Origin of the sequence: Mycobacterium sp. IS-2888 (assembly GCF_001954215.1) — a bacterium.
In the GTDB taxonomy this organism is placed as follows: domain Bacteria; phylum Actinomycetota; class Actinomycetes; order Mycobacteriales; family Mycobacteriaceae; genus Mycobacterium.
This window is the reverse complement of the sequence record NZ_MBET01000066.1, coordinates 1-15,285: the sequence shown is the minus strand read 5'-3', so window position 1 is coordinate 15,285 and position 15,285 is coordinate 1. Positions and strand designations below refer to the sequence as shown.

17 protein-coding genes and 4 tRNA genes are annotated in these 15,285 nt (G+C 66.1%); 13 read left to right on the top strand and 8 right to left on the bottom strand.

Annotation, left to right across the window (positions count from 1 at the left end; all coding sequences use genetic code 11):
• Positions 1–29: 29 nt before the first annotated feature.
• The gene (locus A5745_RS11525; protein ID WP_139329554.1) at positions 30–644 is read right to left on the bottom strand and encodes a TetR/AcrR family transcriptional regulator; all 615 of its coding nucleotides are present in this window, start codon (positions 642–644) and stop codon (positions 30–32) included.
• Positions 645–713: 69 nt separating this feature from the next.
• Between A5745_RS11525 and A5745_RS11520 the strand changes: the two genes are divergently transcribed.
• The gene (locus A5745_RS11520) at positions 714–1,739 is read left to right on the top strand and encodes an oxygenase MpaB family protein (RefSeq protein ID WP_076116108.1); all 1,026 of its coding nucleotides are present in this window, start codon (positions 714–716) and stop codon (positions 1,737–1,739) included.
• Here the strand turns inward: A5745_RS11520 and A5745_RS11515 are convergent.
• Positions 1,718–2,116, bottom strand: a complete 399-nt coding sequence (locus A5745_RS11515) for a metalloregulator ArsR/SmtB family transcription factor (protein WP_076058887.1) — start codon at positions 2,114–2,116, stop codon at positions 1,718–1,720. The genes A5745_RS11520 and A5745_RS11515 overlap by 22 nt on opposite strands.
• 102 nt (positions 2,117–2,218) lie before the next feature.
• Here A5745_RS11515 and A5745_RS11510 point away from each other — a divergent pair, with 102 nt between their 5' ends.
• Entirely contained in the window at positions 2,219–3,118 is a 900-nt protein-coding gene (locus A5745_RS11510; protein ID WP_076058889.1) for an SAM-dependent methyltransferase, read from the top strand.
• A gap of 3 nt (positions 3,119–3,121) precedes the next feature.
• Here A5745_RS11510 and A5745_RS11505 read toward each other — a convergent pair whose 3' ends face one another.
• Both A5745_RS11505 and A5745_RS11500 read right to left on the bottom strand, forming a co-directional pair.
• Positions 3,122–3,931 carry a TIGR04255 family protein gene (locus A5745_RS11505; RefSeq protein ID WP_076116107.1) on the bottom strand — a complete coding sequence of 270 codons (810 nt, stop codon included), beginning with the start codon at positions 3,929–3,931 and terminating at the stop codon, positions 3,122–3,124.
• A gap of 82 nt (positions 3,932–4,013) precedes the next feature.
• A tRNA-Lys gene (locus A5745_RS11500) sits at positions 4,014–4,089 on the bottom strand.
• A 135-nt stretch (positions 4,090–4,224) separates the two neighbouring features.
• Here A5745_RS11500 and A5745_RS11495 point away from each other — a divergent pair.
• The 3 genes from A5745_RS11495 (at position 4,225) to A5745_RS11485 (ending at position 4,508) form a co-directional block, all read left to right on the top strand.
• A tRNA-Glu gene (locus A5745_RS11495) sits at positions 4,225–4,297 on the top strand.
• A 31-nt stretch (positions 4,298–4,328) separates the two neighbouring features.
• Positions 4,329–4,405 (top strand) — tRNA-Asp (locus A5745_RS11490).
• 26 nt (positions 4,406–4,431) lie between these two features.
• Positions 4,432–4,508: transfer RNA gene (locus tag A5745_RS11485), tRNA-Phe, on the top strand.
• A gap of 40 nt (positions 4,509–4,548) precedes the next feature.
• Here A5745_RS11485 and A5745_RS11480 read toward each other — a convergent pair.
• Positions 4,549–5,151 (bottom strand): TetR family transcriptional regulator, encoded by a 603-nt coding sequence (locus tag A5745_RS11480; RefSeq protein ID WP_076116106.1) that lies wholly within the window; start codon positions 5,149–5,151, stop codon positions 4,549–4,551.
• Between the two features lie 84 nt (positions 5,152–5,235).
• On the opposite strand from A5745_RS11480, the gene A5745_RS11475 reads away from it, so the two are divergent.
• From A5745_RS11475 to A5745_RS11465, 3 genes are read left to right on the top strand one after another with little or no spacing between them, the layout of a single operon-like run.
• On the top strand, positions 5,236–6,066 hold the full coding sequence (locus A5745_RS11475) for a mycofactocin-coupled SDR family oxidoreductase (RefSeq protein WP_076116105.1): 831 nt from the start codon (positions 5,236–5,238) through the stop codon (positions 6,064–6,066).
• Positions 6,063–6,884 carry a mycofactocin-coupled SDR family oxidoreductase gene (locus A5745_RS11470; protein WP_076116104.1) on the top strand — a complete coding sequence of 274 codons (822 nt, stop codon included), beginning with the start codon at positions 6,063–6,065 and terminating at the stop codon, positions 6,882–6,884. The genes A5745_RS11475 and A5745_RS11470 overlap by 4 nt, the downstream gene beginning before the upstream one ends.
• Positions 6,885–6,894: 10 nt before the next feature.
• The gene (locus tag A5745_RS11465) at positions 6,895–7,686 is read left to right on the top strand and encodes a carboxymuconolactone decarboxylase family protein (RefSeq protein WP_076116103.1); all 792 of its coding nucleotides are present in this window, start codon (positions 6,895–6,897) and stop codon (positions 7,684–7,686) included.
• On the opposite strand, the gene A5745_RS11460 is transcribed toward A5745_RS11465, so the two are convergent.
• Positions 7,683–8,114 (bottom strand): tautomerase family protein, encoded by a 432-nt coding sequence (locus tag A5745_RS11460; RefSeq protein WP_076116102.1) that lies wholly within the window; start codon positions 8,112–8,114, stop codon positions 7,683–7,685. The genes A5745_RS11465 and A5745_RS11460 overlap by 4 nt on opposite strands.
• A gap of 18 nt (positions 8,115–8,132) precedes the next feature.
• Positions 8,133–9,272, bottom strand: coding sequence for an LLM class flavin-dependent oxidoreductase (locus A5745_RS11455; protein ID WP_076116101.1), 1,140 nt, complete (start codon positions 9,270–9,272; stop codon positions 8,133–8,135).
• A gap of 118 nt (positions 9,273–9,390) precedes the next feature.
• Between A5745_RS11455 and A5745_RS11450 the strand changes: the two genes are divergently transcribed.
• Together A5745_RS11450 and A5745_RS11445 are read left to right on the top strand one after the other, a co-directional pair.
• Positions 9,391–10,089, top strand: a complete 699-nt coding sequence (locus tag A5745_RS11450; protein WP_083662890.1) for a M15 family metallopeptidase — start codon at positions 9,391–9,393, stop codon at positions 10,087–10,089.
• A gap of 59 nt (positions 10,090–10,148) precedes the next feature.
• On the top strand, positions 10,149–10,958 hold the full coding sequence (locus A5745_RS11445) for a class I SAM-dependent methyltransferase (RefSeq protein ID WP_076116100.1): 810 nt from the start codon (positions 10,149–10,151) through the stop codon (positions 10,956–10,958).
• A 2-nt stretch (positions 10,959–10,960) separates the two neighbouring features.
• Here the strand turns inward: A5745_RS11445 and A5745_RS11440 are convergent, their stop codons facing one another.
• A complete protein-coding gene (locus tag A5745_RS11440; RefSeq protein WP_076116099.1) occupies positions 10,961–12,493 on the bottom strand; it encodes an amidase in 1,533 nt (510 codons plus the stop codon).
• Positions 12,494–12,572: 79 nt separating this feature from the next.
• Here A5745_RS11440 and A5745_RS11435 point away from each other — a divergent pair, with 79 nt between their 5' ends.
• The 3 genes from A5745_RS11435 to A5745_RS11425 all read left to right on the top strand — a co-directional run.
• The gene (locus tag A5745_RS11435) at positions 12,573–14,150 is read left to right on the top strand and encodes a methylmalonyl-CoA mutase family protein (RefSeq protein WP_076116098.1); all 1,578 of its coding nucleotides are present in this window, start codon (positions 12,573–12,575) and stop codon (positions 14,148–14,150) included.
• A complete protein-coding gene (locus tag A5745_RS11430) occupies positions 14,151–14,576 on the top strand; it encodes a cobalamin-dependent protein (RefSeq protein WP_076116097.1) in 426 nt (141 codons plus the stop codon).
• On the top strand, positions 14,561–15,285 hold a 725-nt coding region (locus tag A5745_RS11425; protein ID WP_254848550.1), incomplete at its 3' end, for a TIGR03564 family F420-dependent LLM class oxidoreductase. The genes A5745_RS11430 and A5745_RS11425, both read left to right, overlap by 16 nt.

Sequence of the window (15,285 nt, the reverse complement as noted above, 5' to 3'; positions counted from 1 at the left end):
ACAGTTCGATCCGCGCCCGGTGACAAGCCCTACTCGGATTTCCCCAGCTCAGGCGTGGGGACAAAGGGGGCCGCCGTGTTGAACAACATGCTGACGCAGTAGTCGATGAATTCCTTGCGGGTGGCCCCGAGCTGCCCGTTCAGGTACGCGGTGAACAGACTGGACAGCCCGCCGACCAGGCTGGTCGCAATCATTTTCTGCAACACCGGATCGCCGATTCGGGACAGTTTGCGTTGCAGCAGTTCGATGAAGTTGGGCATCCACTCCGCACCCGACCGGGTCAGTACCGGCTCAACGGCCGGTGCCAGTAGCAGCACGCGGCCGCGCACAGGGTCGTCGACCATCAGCTCGACGAATTGTTCGACGGCTTCCCTGGGGGTCTTCGCCGACGTGAGGGTGCTCATCGCCCGCGTGCACACGTCGTCGTAGACCGCACGCACGAATTCGTCACGGTCGGAAAAGCTTTCGTAGAAATAGCGTTCGGTCAGCGCGGCCTTGCGGCACACCGCACGGACGGTCAGCGCGGGCCCGCGCTCGCCGCCCAGCAACTGCACCCCGGCGTCGATCAGGTTGTCTCGGCGCAGGGCCAGGCGACTCTCCAGGGGGACGCCGGTCCAACGGCCCCGTCGTTGACTGGGCTCCACCTCGCTCCTAAGCTGCAAACTGACAACGCATGTAGTCAGAATCTCGGATAGCTACCAGGGAATCCAACAGTGACTCAACATACGTCCGCGGCGTGCCCGCTGACCAGCGCCGCAGCCCCGAGCGAGTTGGCTGGGGTGGCCGGCGGGTGTCCGGTCTCGCCGCTCGGCTACGACGCCCCGCCCCGTCCGCTCGGACCCGATTCTCTGACCTGGCGGTACTTCGGGGATTGGCGCGGGATGCTGCAGGGGCCGTGGGCGGGATCGATGCAAAACATGCACCCGCAACTGGGCGCGGCCGTCATCGATCACTCGACGTTCTTCCGGGAACGGTGGCCCCGGCTGCTGCGGTCGTTGTACCCGATCGGCGGCGTCGTTTTCGACGGGGAACGCGCCCCGGTCACCGGCGGCGAGGTGCGCGATTACCACACCAACATCAAGGGCGTCGATGATCAGGGCCGCCGGTACCACGCCCTGAACCCCGATGTCTTCTACTGGGCGCACGCCACCTTCTTTGTCGGCACTATTCATGTGGCCGAACGGTTTTGCGGCGGCTTGACCGAGGCGCAAAAGCGCCAGCTGTTCGACGAACACGTCGACTGGTATCGGATGTACGGCATGAGCATGCGGCCGGTGCCGGCGTCCTGGGAGGAATTCCAGAACTACTGGGACCACATGTGCCGCAACGTATTGGAGAACAACGAGGCAGCACGTGCCGTGCTCGATCTGACCGCGCTGCCCAAACCGCCTTTCGCCCAAGGGGTTCCGGATTGGCTGTGGGCCGCGCAACGCAAATTGCTGGCACCGTTCTTCGTCTGGCTCACCGTCGGCCTTTACGATCCGCCGGTGCGTGAGCTGATGGGCTATCACTGGTCGCGCCGCAACGAATGGCTGCACCGTCGCTTCGGCGACCTCGTTCGTCTCGTATTCGCCTTCGTGCCAAGCCGATTCCGAAAGCATCCGCGGGCGCGCGCCGGCTGGGACCGCGCCGCGGGGAGAATCCCGTCCGACACGCCATTGGTGCAGACGCCCGCGCGCAACCTGCCGCCCTTGGATGAGCGCGGCGACCCAAAGCACTACTGCCCCAAGGTCTCCTGACCTAGCGGCGATTCGGCGACTGCCTTTAGTCCGCCGTCACCGCGGTGATGACGGGGGACCCCAGGACCGGCGTGCTCGGCGTTGAAGACGGCATCGATGACGAGCTGTCGGACGTGGTCGTTCTCCAGGCTGTAGAAGATGGTGGTGCCGTCTCGGCGGGTGCGGACGAGACGTGCCATCCGCAGCTTCGCGAGGTGCTGGGAAACCGATGGCGCGGGCTTGGCCACATGCTCGGCGAGTTCGTTGACCGACATCTCGCGATGCGTCAGCGACCAGAGCACCTGCACGCGGGTGGCATCGGCCAGCATCCGGAAGACCTCGACCACCAGGCTGGCCTGGTCGTCGGGCAACCGGCCTTCCCCATTACCTGCATGCATACGCAGATAGTAGCGGGAAAGGCCCCGCCAGTTCAGGCCACGGGAAGCACTCTGTGATACTAACTAGACTGTCTATATTTTTCGGTCGGGATGAGGGAACACATGGCGCGCACCGAGAGTGATCGCTGGGATCTCGCGACGAGTGTCGGGGCGACCGCGACCATGGTCGCCGCGCAGCGGGCGCTGTCTTCCGACGCGAAGTACATCGATGACCCGTACGCGGCGCCGTTGGTGCGCGCGGTCGGAATCGATGTCTACGTCCGATTGGTCAACGGCCAGATTCCGGTCGGCGGGGATTCCGAATTCGATCCTCAGCGCATGGCTCGGGGGATGGCTTGCCGCACTCGGTTCTATGACCAATTCTTTCTCGACGCTGCACGGGGTGGCGTTGGTCAGGCGGTGATCCTGGCGGCGGGTCTCGACGCGCGTGCCTACCGGCTGCCGTGGCCGGCGGGCACGGTGGTCTACGAGGTCGACATGCCCGAGGTGATCGAGTTCAAGACCCTGACGCTCGGCGATCTGGGCGCCGAGCCGAGCGCCGAGCGGCGCACCGTGGCCGTCGATCTGCGTGACGACTGGGCCGCCGCGCTGCAGGAGGCGGGCTTCGACCCGCAGGCCCCCGCGGCGTGGAGCGCCGAAGGATTGCTGCTCTATTTGCCGGACGCGGCGCAGGATGCGCTGTTCGACAACGTCACCGCGCTGAGTGCCCCGGGCAGTCGGCTCGCGTTTGAATTCGTGCCCGACACTGCGATTTTCGCCGACGAGCGGTGGCGCGCGCACCATGACCGGATGAGTGAACTGGGGTTCGAAATCGACTTCAACGATCTCGTCTATCACGGCTCGCGCAGCCACATCGTCGACCATCTGAATCAGCGCGGCTGGCAGACCTCCACCCGCACGGTCGCGGAATTGCACGCGGCCAACGGTTTCACCTACCCGGACGACGACGTCGCGGCGGCGTTCGCCGATGTGACCTACACCAGCGCGGTGCTCGCACGCTGAGTCCTACGGACGAAGCGGGTCGTCCTGCGGGCGGCCGATGAGCATGTCCTGAAACACGGCGCGGGCCGGTTCGTACAGGGTGCGGAACGTCTCGAGCACCGTTTCCCGGTCGTATTCGGGAATCGACCCGACCGGTGTCCAGAAGCTGTCGATGTCCAGCAGGAAAAACGGTCCGGGCTGGACCGGTATCGTCCGGCGCAGGTGGTAGTTCGGATCGAGCGCCTGACCCAGGCCCGGGCCATAGCGCACGATGATCGACTTGCCCGGTTGCGCCTCGCGATAGACCGCCGCACCTTGCCACTCGGTCAGTGTCAGGCCGCCGGGTGCGATCTGCTGGGGCCCCAGCAGCGGCTCGGCGATCCCGCTGGCCCAGTCGATGCGACCATCCGCGCCCACTGAGACCCGGGCCTCCAGGACATACCGCAGACCGATGCGTTCCACTCCCACGATCGACGACACCTGTGCGCGCGCGTCGATGACCCGCATCGCGACGTCGACCAACGAGTCGAAGTCCTCGTAAGCGGTCGTCTCCACGACGAGCGCCTGGGTTTTCAACGAAGCGGCGAGCGTGTTGTCGCGGTTGACGTAGCGGGCGAAGCGCTCCGCGGTCGGGGTCGGACTGCCACCGGCGCCCATCGCCCAAGCCATGTCCTGGCCCTGGCGTTCGATCGGCAGGTGTTCGAAGAGCAGGTTTTTCAGTTCTTTGCCCGACGATTCGGTGGGGGAATCCGTTGCTGGGTGACGGATTTCCAGCGTTACCAGGGCTACCGGGGCGTTGGGGTAGGCCGCGTCGCCGCTCATCCTGCGAAGCATAGCCAAGGCGTTCGGCGGGCAGGGAGAGTCAGCCATCACCCGAAGCCAAAATGCTCGACCATCGGCCGAGGTCACGCCGCTTTGGTGCCCCCACTAGGACTCGAACCTAGGACCTGCGGATTAAAAGTCCGTAGCTCTACCAACTGAGCTATAGGGGCCGCGGAGATTCAGGATACTGGGTTGGAAACGGCGCCCGAACGGCGCTCGTTTGAGGATTCGGCACGCGGTAACCTAAGCTGACGTGGCTCCCAACGGTAACCACGTTGCGAGTACCCCGGAGTGATTCGGTTCTGGCCCCCATCGTCTAGTGGCCTAGGACGCCGCCCTTTCACGGCGGTAGCACGGGTTCGAATCCCGTTGGGGGTACGCGCGACGCGGTGACGCGGAGCAGCAGCAAGGCCCTGTGGCGCAGTTGGTTAGCGCGCCGCCCTGTCACGGCGGAGGTCGCGGGTTCGAGTCCCGTCAGGGTCGCCAGCGCGGCGAGACACTCGCTGCCTTCCGGCCAGGTAGCTCAGTCGGTATGAGCGTCCGCCTGAAAAGCGGAAGGTCGGCGGTTCGATCCCGCCCCTGGCCACCAGCTATCGAACGAAAAGCCCTGTGCCGACACCGGTTTCGGGCTACCGGTCGCCGTAGACGTTTTCGTGGGCCTTGGTGAGCCAGTACACGGTGCGTTCGATCGTGGGCACGATGTCGGTGATCGCGATGGCGCCGGAGGCGAACTGGCCCAATGTTCCATACACGATGCCCGTCAGGATGACGCCCACGTCCTCGGCGAACCGGTCGTCGCAGTTGCTCAGCACGGCCAATGCGGCGGGCACGACGACGTCGAACCCATGCTGCGTGAGCGCGGCACCGCCCGGGCCGGCCTTGGCCCGCACGTAGGCCTGCAGCATGTGTGGGTGCTTTTCCCAGGGTTCGAAGATCATGCGGAAGATCCACATGAGGCCGTCATAGATCGATTCCTCCGACGACGGGGCGCGGTCGGAGGTTAAGGCGGCGTAGCGATGGGTGTCCATCCACCAGCGCAGGGCGGCGACGATGAGTTCGTCGCGCGTTGGGTAACGCTTGTAGATCGTGGTGAGCGACATGCGCGCTCGACGCGCGACTTCCCGCAGCTGGACCGCGTCATAGCCTTGCGTGTCGATCAGGTCGACCACGATGTCGATGAGGGGATCGGGCGCGACCTCCGACGCCGTTGCTGATGCCTGGCTGTCTCGCATTGCCGCTTTACCGACCACGATAACGATGTTACTGTGCCAAGCAGAGTAACGCGGTTACTCCGAGGCGCGGCGAAGCGAGGGCTGGTGGGTGGTCTAGACGGCAGGGTGGCTTTCGTCACCGGGGTGGCGCGTGGGCAGGGCCGCAGTCATGCGGTGCGACTGGCCCGGGACGGCGCCCACATCATTGGGATCGATATCTGCGCCGACATCCCGGCGAACGGGTATGCGATGGCCACCCGGGACGAGCTCGACGAAACGATCGGGCTCGTGGAAGCCGTCGGCGGCAAGATGGTCGGCACGGTCGCCGATGTTCGCGATTTCCTGCAGGTGAAGATGGCGCTGGACGCCGGGGTCGAACATTTCGGCCGGCTCGACATCGTGTGTGCCAACGCGGGGATCGCGCCCGTGGCGTTTCGTCAGTTGACCATCGAGGAGGAGCTGGCGCAGTGGCGGGCGGCGATCGGGGTCAATCTCGACGGCTCCTATCACACCGCGTGGGCCGCGATCCCGCATCTGCTTGCCGGGCAACGCGGCGGGGCGATCGTGTTCACCAGTTCGACGGCCGGGCTGCGCGGCTTCGGCGGTCTGCAGGGCGGTGGGCTGGGGTATGCCGCGTCCAAGCACGGGGTAGTGGGATTGATGCGGGTGCTGGCGAACACGTTGGCACCCTTCAGCATTCGGGTCAACACGGTTCATCCCACGGCGGTACGCACGATGATGGCCGTCAATCCGGCGATGACCGAATTCTTGGAGAGCTTCCCCGAAGGCGGTGCGCACCTGCAGAATCCGATACCGGTCGAGATGCTCGAGCCTGAAGACATCAGCGCGGCGATCGCGTACCTCGTCTCCGACGAGGCCAAATACGTCACCGGGGTGACCTTCCCCGTGGACGCCGGGTTCTGCAACAAGCTATGACCGCCGCCGTCACGCCGGGCCGGGTGGCCGGTAAGCGAGTTTTGATCACCGGCGCGGCCCGCGGAATGGGCCGCAGCCACGCGGTGCGGTTGGCCGAAGAGGGCGCGGACTGCCTGCTGGTCGACATCTGCGCTACTCCCGACGGTTTGGAATATGCGTTATCGACTGAGGACGACCTGCGCCAGACGGAGAAACTCGTTGCCCAATTTGGCCGATCGGTAATCACGAAGGTCGTCGACGTGCGGGACGCGGCGGCGCTCAAGGCGGCCGTCGACGAGGGGGCCGCCGAACTCGGTGGGCTGGACGCCGCGGTGGCCAACGCCGGCGTGTTGACCGTGGGCACCTGGGACACCACCACGGCCGAGCAGTGGCGGCTGGTGGTCGACATCAACCTCATCGGCGCCTGGAACACGTGCGCGGCGGCTCTGCCGCATCTGGTCGCCGCGGGTGGCGGCAGCTTGGTCAACATCAGTTCGTCGGCCGGCATCAAGGGAACCCCGCTGCACACGCCCTACACCGCCGCCAAGCACGGCATCGTCGGAATGAGTCTGGCGTTGGCCAACGAGCTTGCAGCGCAGAGCATTCGGGTCAACACCGTGCATCCGACGGGTGTGCCCACCGGAATGGCGCCGCCGTCGATGCACCGGCTCATCGTCGAACAGCGACCCGATCTGGGCCCGCTGTTCATGAACGCGCTACCGGTATTGATGACCGAAGCTATCGACGTCAGCAACGCGGTGTTGTTCCTCGTCTCCGACGAGGCCCGCCACGTGACGGGGTTACAGTTCACCGTTGATGCCGGCGTGACGATCAGATAGCGGAACACAGATGAGCAGCGAAAGTCACAGACGCGAGCGAGGATGCCGCGAATTCGCCGAGGTAATGACCGTCGATGCACCCGACGACACCAGCCCGGCGATCGCCGACGGGCTGATCGATTTCGTGTTCGCCGAGGTCTGGAGCCGCCCGGGTCTGAGTCGCCGCGACCGCCGATTCGTCACGCTGGCCTGCGTCGCCGGCGCCGACGTCACTTCCGCGCTGGAACAGCACGTCTATGCCGCGCTGCGCACCGGCGATCTCACGATCACCGAAATGCGGGAAACGGTCCTGCATTTCGCGGTGTATGCGGGGTGGCCGAAAGCCTCGCAGTTCAACATGGTCGTTGATACGCAGTGGGAACGGATTGTGCGCGAGCGCGGCGAGGATCTCCCGTCGCCGCCACCGTTACTTCCGCTGGTTACCTCCAGCGACCCCGAGGCGCGCCTGGCCGGCGGCGAGGACGCGTTTCGCCAGATCAACTGCTTGCCGTTCGCACCGTCGCGGGACAACCCGTATTCGGGCGCGGGGATCCTCAATTTCGTCTTCGGGGAGATGTGGCTGCGGCCCGGCCTTGGCATGAAGGAGCGGCGCCTGATCACGTTGGCGTGTGTGGGTTTTCAGGACGCCCAATACCCGATCATGTCGCATGTCTATGCCGCCTTGAAGAGCGGCGACGTTTCGTTCGATGAGATGGACGAATTCGCATTGCATTTCGCCGCCTACTACGGATGGCCGAAAGCTTCCTACCTGAGCCAGGTCATCGCCGAGCAGAAACAACGTGTCCTCGACGAGGCGCGCTAGTCTTCGGCCGCAAGGCCTTTCACTTGCTGGTAATAGATGATCTTGCCGCCGCCAGCCCAACTGCCTTCGGGAATCTCGTGGATCAGCGTCCAGACGTGAAACGCCCGTGAACCCTGCGGATCGATTCCCGCTGCGGCGCACACCGCGTCGTGCACGTCGGCGGCAAGCTGTTCCTTACGGTCTTGCGACAGCGCTCCCTCGAACACCGTCAGGTCGATCCTGAATCGAGGTGTGCCGGGACCCCTGCCGCCCACCGACAGCTCGGCCGCGTCCACCGGATGCAGATACACCCACGTGTTGTCGCGCAGAAACGGGGTATCGGGGGCGCGTTCGGCGCGCAGCAGCACTGTCACCAAGTCGTCAGTCAGCCGGTTCAACGCCTCGTCGTCGAATGAGCCGCGGACAAACGTCAGGTCGATCATCGGCATCGCAAACCACCTCCGGGTTCACAGCTTTCGCAGGCCACGCACGACCTTGACGTAAGGCGCGGTAGCGGATGCGCTCTTGCGCAGACTCGGTTGAATCGCACCGGCATTGCCGACCACGAGGTACCGCAGCCCGTTGTCGCGGAACTCTGCGATCTGCCCGATGACTTCGTCGGGTGTTCCCACCGCGAACAACTCCTGAACGAGCGATCGGGGAGCCTTGGCCGCGTAGGAGAGCGCCGTCTGTTCGTCGATGGTTTGCGGAATGAGGTCTTGCACCCCGGTGAAGTCGGTCCCCATCGGGTGTTCCGCCCCGTGGCGAGCCCAGTCTTTGGCGGGACAGTTCAGCGTGAATACCTTGGCGATATCGGAGTCCACGACTTCATCGATCTCGTCGCGCGAGCGGCCGGTCACGATGAACCGGATCAGCGCAGGAGTGATGGCCATCGGGTCGCGTCCGGCGTCGGAAGCCGCGGCACGCACGATGTCGAGTTGCTCGCCGTATTCGGTGGCGCGCGTCGTTCCCGGGAACCAGCCGTCGGCGTACCTGCCGGTGGCACGCATCATGCGGGGCCCGTGCGCGGCGATCCAGATCTCGGGCCACTTCCCCTTGTACGGGGGCAGCGCGAAAGTGGCGTTGTGCAACGGGAAGAACGGTGAATCGCGGGTGACCAACTCGCCGTTGGAATTCCACAGCGCCCGGATGGTGGCCACCGCTTCCTCGAAGCGTGCCACGGGCTTTGACCAGTCGACGCCATAGGGCGCGTTGCTTTCCCGCTCGCCGGTCCCGATGCCGAGAACCGCCCGACCACGGGTGAGCAGGTGCAGCGAGGCGGCGGCTTGGGCGGTGACGGCGGGATTGCGCCGCCCGGTATCCGTCACAGCCACGCCCATACGCATCCGGCCCTTGTTGCGTCCTGCCAGGTAGCCGAGCATCGTCCACGGCTCGAGGTGGGCGTCCATCTTCGGGATGATGCGGGCAGCCCCCACGTGCTTGGGCGTCCACATCGACGGCGGTAGTACCGAGTTGAGGTGGTCGGCCACCCAGAAGGAGTCGGCGCCGCACGCCAGCCCGGTCAGGTAGTCGGCATGGATCAAAGGCTTTGGGCCGAAACGCGAATTGATCGTGTTGTGCATGACGCCCACGCCGAAACCGGCCATCGCTTAGCTCCTCCGAGCCGCCGGCCGTAGACTAGCCGATCGGCTACCCGGACCATAGATGATCCATTCCCGTTGATCAATGGTCGGATCCGCCGCGACGAGCCGCGACAATGACTAGATGCATCTCTTCAGGCAAGTCGTTCCGGTTGCGGCGGTGGGTCTGGTGGCGGTAGCTGTTGCCGCGACGGCGCATGCCGGCCCCGACGTGCCGCCCGTCAGCGACGCTGCGCGTGCGGCCGGATTCGTCGACGTCCGGACCGTGGTACCCGACGCGGTAATCAACCTGCGCTACGCCACCACCAACAATTTCACCGGCACCCAGTTGTACCCGTCCGACGCCCGCTGCTTGGTGCACCAATCCATGGCTCCGGGCCTCGCGACGGCCGCGTCGGCGCTACGCCCACAGGGCCACCTGATGGTGTTCTGGGACTGTTACCGGCCGCACGACGTTCAGGTCAGGATGTTCAACGTGGTCCCCAACCCGGCCTGGGTGGCCCGTCCGGGGCAGTACGCGCGCAGCCATGAGTCCGGACGTTCGGTCGACGTGACGTTCACCAGCGTGCAATCGCAGTGCCCGCCCGAACGGCAGGCCGACGGACTTTGCCTGGCCGATATGGGCACCGACTTCGACGACTTCTCGCCGCGCGCAACGGCATTCGCCACCCAAGGGGTCAGCGCCGACGCCCAGGCCAACCGGGCACAGCTGCGGGACGCCATGAAATACGGCGGGCTGACGCCGTACTCGGGGGAGTGGTGGCATTTCGACGGTCCCGGCGCCGGCGTCGACCGCCCGATCCTCAACGTGCCGGTCGACTAGCTCTCATATACTGAGATACGCATTCCATAATATGAGCGGCCCCCGTAAGCTTCCGCACCATGAGCGAACGTTCGGCCACCTACACGCACGGCCATCACGAATCCGTGCTGCGCAGCCACCGGCGGCGCACCGCGGAAGACTCGGCGGCCTACCTGCTGCCCCACCTGGCGCCCGGGGCGTCGGTGCTCGACATCGGATGCGGGCCCGGGACGATCACCGCCGATCTCGCCGCCCGGGTCGCGCCGGGAGCCGTAACGGCCGTCGACCAGAGCGCCGACGTTCTCGACGTGGCGCGTGCCGAGGTCGAGCGGCGCAACCTGTCGAACGTCTCGTTTGCCAGCGCCGAAGTGCACAACCTCGACATCGCCGACGACACATTCGACGTGGTCCACGCTCACCAGGTGCTGCAGCATGTCGCCGATCCGGTGCGGGCGCTACGCGAGATGCGCCGCGTCTGCCGCGCGGGCGGAATCGTGGCGGCCCGAGACGCGGACTACGCGGGGTTCATCTGGTTCCCGCGGCTCCCGGAACTCGATCTTTGGCGTGACCTCTACCAAAGTGCGGCCCGTGCCAACGGCGGCGAACCCGATGCGGGCAGGCGCCTGTTGTCGTGGGCTCTCGAGGCGGGATTCGACGACGTCACGCCGACGGGCAGCGTGTGGTGCTACGCGACGGCCGACACCCGCGACTGGTGGGGCGGGATGTGGGCCGACCGGATACTTCACTCCGATGTGGCGCGTGACCTGTTGCACCTGGGCCTGGCCACTTTGGTACAGCTAGAGGAGATCTCGGCGGCGTGGCGGGCCTGGGCGGCAGCACCGGACGGCTGGCTGTCGATCCCGCACGGCGAAATCCTTTGCCGGGCATAGCCTTAAGCTCTAGGCGCCGCGGGGAAGCCGCCGCAAAGGGATTCGAACGCATCGGCGACCTTCAGCACGGTGGAATCGTCGAATCGCTTGCCCACGATCATCATTCCAACGGGCAGACCATCGAGCAGGCCGGCGGGCACTGAGATCGCGGGATGGCCGGTGACGTCGATGGGTGCGGTATTGGTTGCTTTGCCGACCATGCGTTCGAGCAGCGCGAGTTCTTGCGGGCTGCCGGCCGGGAGAGTGTCGGCGGTCCCGGGCACGGTCGGCATCACCAGGACGTCGTATTGCCCAAGTGCTGTGTCGTAGGCGGCGCGGACGTGAGGGACTAGGTTGCGCGCCTTGGCATACGACGCGCCGCCAAGCACTTTCAAGCCAAAGTGCCCGCACAGTGCTGTCGCCTTGATGATGCTGGAGAGTTCATCGGCCTTGATGACTCGTTGCCTTGCGAAGTGCGCCATGAGTTCCGGGTCGTAGAGACCGTCGGCGCCGAGTCCGTATCCGTTGCCATCCAACATCTGATAGCTGACACCGTCGGTAAAGAGGACGGCGAACACGTGCAGAGCGTGGCGGTGCCAGGGCACGCTGACTTCGCCTACGGTGCAGCCGATCTCGGTAAACCGCTGCGCCGCTGATCGGACCACGTCGTCCGCTTCAGGCAGCGAGCCGGGTTGCCCGAAGCCCTCGGTGACAACGCCCACTCGCAGTCCTGACACGTCGCCGGTGAGGGCACGCCGGTAGTCGATCGCGGCAAGCTCGGGGCGCTGGCGCGGGTCATTGCCGTCGGGTCCGGCGAGCACCGTCAGCAGTAATGCGGCGTCGGCGACCGTTCGCGTCATGGGGCCGAGGTGATCCATCGTCCGCTCGATCGGGAACGCCCCCGTGTAGGGGACCAGCCCGTGGGTCGGCTTGTGCCCGACGATGCCGCACAGCGACGCCGGGATCCGGATCGATCCACCTTGGTCGCCGCCGAGTGCCAGCTCGACCTCACCGGCGGCAACGAGTGCGGCGCTGCCGCTGGATGACCCGCCCGTTTCGCGGGTGGTGTCCCATGGGTTGCGCACCGGTCCGGAGGCGGAGGTGAAGCTGGATCCCGATGCGCACAGGTCCTCGCAGACGCTTTTGCCCGCGATGGTTGCCCCGGCGGCAAGCAGCCGCTCGACGACAGTCGCGTCCCGGCTGGGGACGAACCCCTCCACCGCGCGTGACCCGTTCATCATCGGAACGCCGGCGACGGCGATGTTGTCCTTGATCGCCACCGCCCGGTCGGTCAGCAGCCCTTCGGCGCCGGACGCGATTTCAGCCCGGACATACCAGGCGCCGAGTGGGTTCTCGCCGGGCTGCGGGAACCGGTAGGGGCGCTCGGGAGGCTGCGGGCGGGCGAGATCGTCGTACAGCTCGTCGATCAGGTCATAAGACCTCAGCGTGTGCCGCACCACCGCCAGGTAGTTGCGTTGGGCGTCGGCGTCGAGGTGAAAGCCGAAGTGTTCGGCCGCGGCGTCGATGTCCGCTGCCGATGGCCTGGAAATCGTCACACGGTGTCCTTACACCCGTTTGCCCAGCTCAACAATGTGGTATTGGCATTCTCTTTTTTTGCAAGTACGTTATTCATCGATGGATAACGAGTCTCAGACCCCATCGGGCATCCCGCTGCAACCCGTCTACGGGCCGGCGGATATAAGCGCGGAGCCCCCGCCGCCCGGGGAGTTTCCGTTCACGCGGGGCAACTTCGCGTCCGGGTACCGCGGCAAGCTGTGGACTTTCCGGCAATACTCCGGCTTCGGTACCGCCGAGGAGTCCAATCGGCGGTACCGCTACCTGCTGGATCAGGGCGGGACGGGGCTGTCGGTGGCGCTCGATTTGCCCACCCAGTGTGGGTACGACTCCGACGACCCCGAGTTCGGTGAGGAGGTCGGCCGGGTCGGCGTCGCGGTGGACACGCTGGCCGACTTCGAGATCCTGTTCGACGGCATCCCGCTGGACAAGCTCAGCACGAGCATGACGATCAACGGCACGGCGGCGATCCTGCTGGCCTTCTACGTCGCCGCCGCCGAGAAAAAGGGGATACCGCGGACCAAGCTCACCGGGACGATCCAGAACGACATCCTCAAGGAGTACGCATCCCGCGGGACCTGGATCTGGCCGCCGGAGCCGTCACTGCGGCTGATCGCCGACACCATCGAGTTCTGCGCCGCGGAGGTCCCCAGATTCAACGCAATCTCGGTGGCCGGGGCGCACTTCCGCGATGCCGGGGCCAATGCGGTGCAGGAGATGGCGTTCACCCTGGCCGACGGCGTGACCTACTGCGACACCGTGGTGGAGCGCGGCCGGATGACCATCGACCAGTTCGCGCCGCAGATCTCGTTCTTCTTCTACACCCACGGGGACTTCTTCGAAGAGATCGCCAAATACCGTGCGGGACGGCGCCGTTGGGCGACAATCGTGCGGGACCGCTACGGAGCGACGACGGAGAAGGCGTCGATGTTCCGATTCGGCTGTGTCTGTGGTGGCGCATCGCTCTACGCCCCGCAGGCCCACAACAACATCGTCCGGGTGGCCTACGAGGCGATGGCGGCAGTGCTGGGCGGCGTCCAGTCGATGTTCACCGCGGCCTGGGACGAACCGTTCGCACTGCCCACCGAGGAAACCACCACGCTGGCGCTGCGCACCCAGCAGATCCTCGCGCACGAAACCGGCGTCGCCAGCGTCGCCGACCCGCTCGGCGGTTCGTACTTCGTCGAGGCGCTCACCGACTCCACCGAAGCCCGCATCATCGAGATCATGGATGACCTCGAGCGGCACGGCGGTATGGTCCATGCCATCGAGGACGGCTATCTGCAGGGCCTGATCGCCGACGAAGCCTTCCGGGTGCATCAGGACATCGAGGCCGGCACCCGGCCCGTCGTCGGGGTCAACCGCTTCGTGACCGAGGAGCCAGAACACGATGTCGTCACCTACGAGCTCGATGCCGAGGGCCGTGATCTGCAGCTCAAGCGGCTCGCTAAGGTCAAGGCCGAAAGGGACTCGGCCGCAGTAAAATCCAGCCTCGGGGCCCTGTCGCACGCCGCCGAAGGAACCGACAACCTGATGCACAAGCTAGTCGACTGCGCCAACGCCTACTGCACGGTCGGCGAGATGGTCTCCGCGCTCAAAGCGGTGTGGGGCGAATTCCAGCAACCGGTGGTGTTCTAGATGGCCGTTCGGATTCTCGTTGCCAAGCCCGGCCTGGACGGCCACGACCGAGGAGCCAAGATCGTTGCCCGCACTCTGCGCGACGCCGGCTTCGAGGTCATCTACACCGGCATCCGGCAGCGCATCGAAGACATCGCGTCGATCGCGGTCCAGGAGGATGTTGCCGTCGTGGGCCTGAGCATCCTGTCCGGTGCGCACCTGGCGCTGACCACCCGCACCGTCGAGGCGTTGCGGGCCGCCGATGCTGCCGACATCGCCGTCGTCGTCGGCGGAACCATTCCGCACGCCGACGTACCCAAGCTGCTCTCGGCCGGCGCCGCCGCCGTATTCCCCACGGGCACACCGCTCGACACGCTGGTGCGCGAGATCCGTGCGCTGACCGGAACGCCAGAACCAGCCCCGGAGGAACCGTGCGCATCGGAGTAATGATCGGCGCCGAGCGTGGCGATATGGCCCGCAAGGTGGGCAAGCTGGCCTCCGACATCGAATGGGCCGAATCCGCGGGCCTGGACACCGCATGGATGCCGCAGGTGCCCGACGACTTCGACTGCCTGACCATGGTGTCGCTGATGGCCGCGCACAGCTCACGCATCGAGCTGGGTACCGCGGTGGTGCCGCTGCAGGCCCAGCATCCGATTGCCCTTGCCCGCCAAGCGCTTTCGACACACGCGGTGACCGGCGGGCGGCTGGCGCTGGGCGTCGGACCGTCGCATCATTGGATCATCCGGGACATGCTCGGCTTGCCCTATGAGAAGCCGGCCGCCTACACCCGCGATTACCTGCAGGTGCTCAACGCCGCGATTGCCGGGCCGGGTCCCGTTGACGTCGAGAATGATTCGTTCGCGGTGCACAATCCGATGGCGATCGGGGCCGACACCCCGATGCCCGTGCTGGTCGCCGCCCTGGGCCCGGTGATGCTGCAGCTTGCCGGTGAACTCGCCGACGGCACCGTGTTGTGGATGGCCGACGAGCGCGCGATCGGTGATCACATCGCGCCCAAGATCACCACGGCCGCCGCGGATGCCGGGGGGCCCGCGCCGCGGATCGTCGCGGGGGGGGGCCGGTTGGTGTGTGGGGGGGGGCCAAGGGCGGGGGGGCAAAAGGGGGGCCCCCCCCGCCAGGGGGGGGGGGGAGT

Excerpts from the sequence above, each read along its gene's own strand:
- A5745_RS11455 (WP_076116101.1), bottom strand. The coding sequence starts at position 9,272 with ATGGCCGGTTTCGGCGTGGGCGTCATGCACAACACGATCAATTCGCGT.
- A5745_RS11435 (WP_076116098.1), top strand. The coding sequence starts at position 12,573 with ATGGATAACGAGTCTCAGACCCCATCGGGCATCCCGCTGCAACCCGTC.
- A5745_RS11460 (WP_076116102.1), bottom strand. The coding sequence starts at position 8,114 with ATGCCGATGATCGACCTGACGTTTGTCCGCGGCTCATTCGACGACGAG.
- A5745_RS11465 (WP_076116103.1), top strand. The coding sequence starts at position 6,895 with ATGAGCAGCGAAAGTCACAGACGCGAGCGAGGATGCCGCGAATTCGCC.
- A5745_RS11510 (WP_076058889.1), top strand. The coding sequence starts at position 2,219 with ATGGCGCGCACCGAGAGTGATCGCTGGGATCTCGCGACGAGTGTCGGG.
- A5745_RS11505 (WP_076116107.1), bottom strand. The coding sequence starts at position 3,931 with ATGCTTCGCAGGATGAGCGGCGACGCGGCCTACCCCAACGCCCCGGTA.
- A5745_RS11480 (WP_076116106.1), bottom strand. The coding sequence starts at position 5,151 with ATGCGAGACAGCCAGGCATCAGCAACGGCGTCGGAGGTCGCGCCCGAT.
- A5745_RS11470 (WP_076116104.1), top strand. The coding sequence starts at position 6,063 with ATGACCGCCGCCGTCACGCCGGGCCGGGTGGCCGGTAAGCGAGTTTTG.
- A5745_RS11450 (WP_083662890.1), top strand. The coding sequence starts at position 9,391 with ATGCATCTCTTCAGGCAAGTCGTTCCGGTTGCGGCGGTGGGTCTGGTG.
- A5745_RS11445 (WP_076116100.1), top strand. The coding sequence starts at position 10,149 with ATGAGCGAACGTTCGGCCACCTACACGCACGGCCATCACGAATCCGTG.
- A5745_RS11515 (WP_076058887.1), bottom strand. The coding sequence starts at position 2,116 with ATGCATGCAGGTAATGGGGAAGGCCGGTTGCCCGACGACCAGGCCAGC.
- A5745_RS11430 (WP_076116097.1), top strand. The coding sequence starts at position 14,151 with ATGGCCGTTCGGATTCTCGTTGCCAAGCCCGGCCTGGACGGCCACGAC.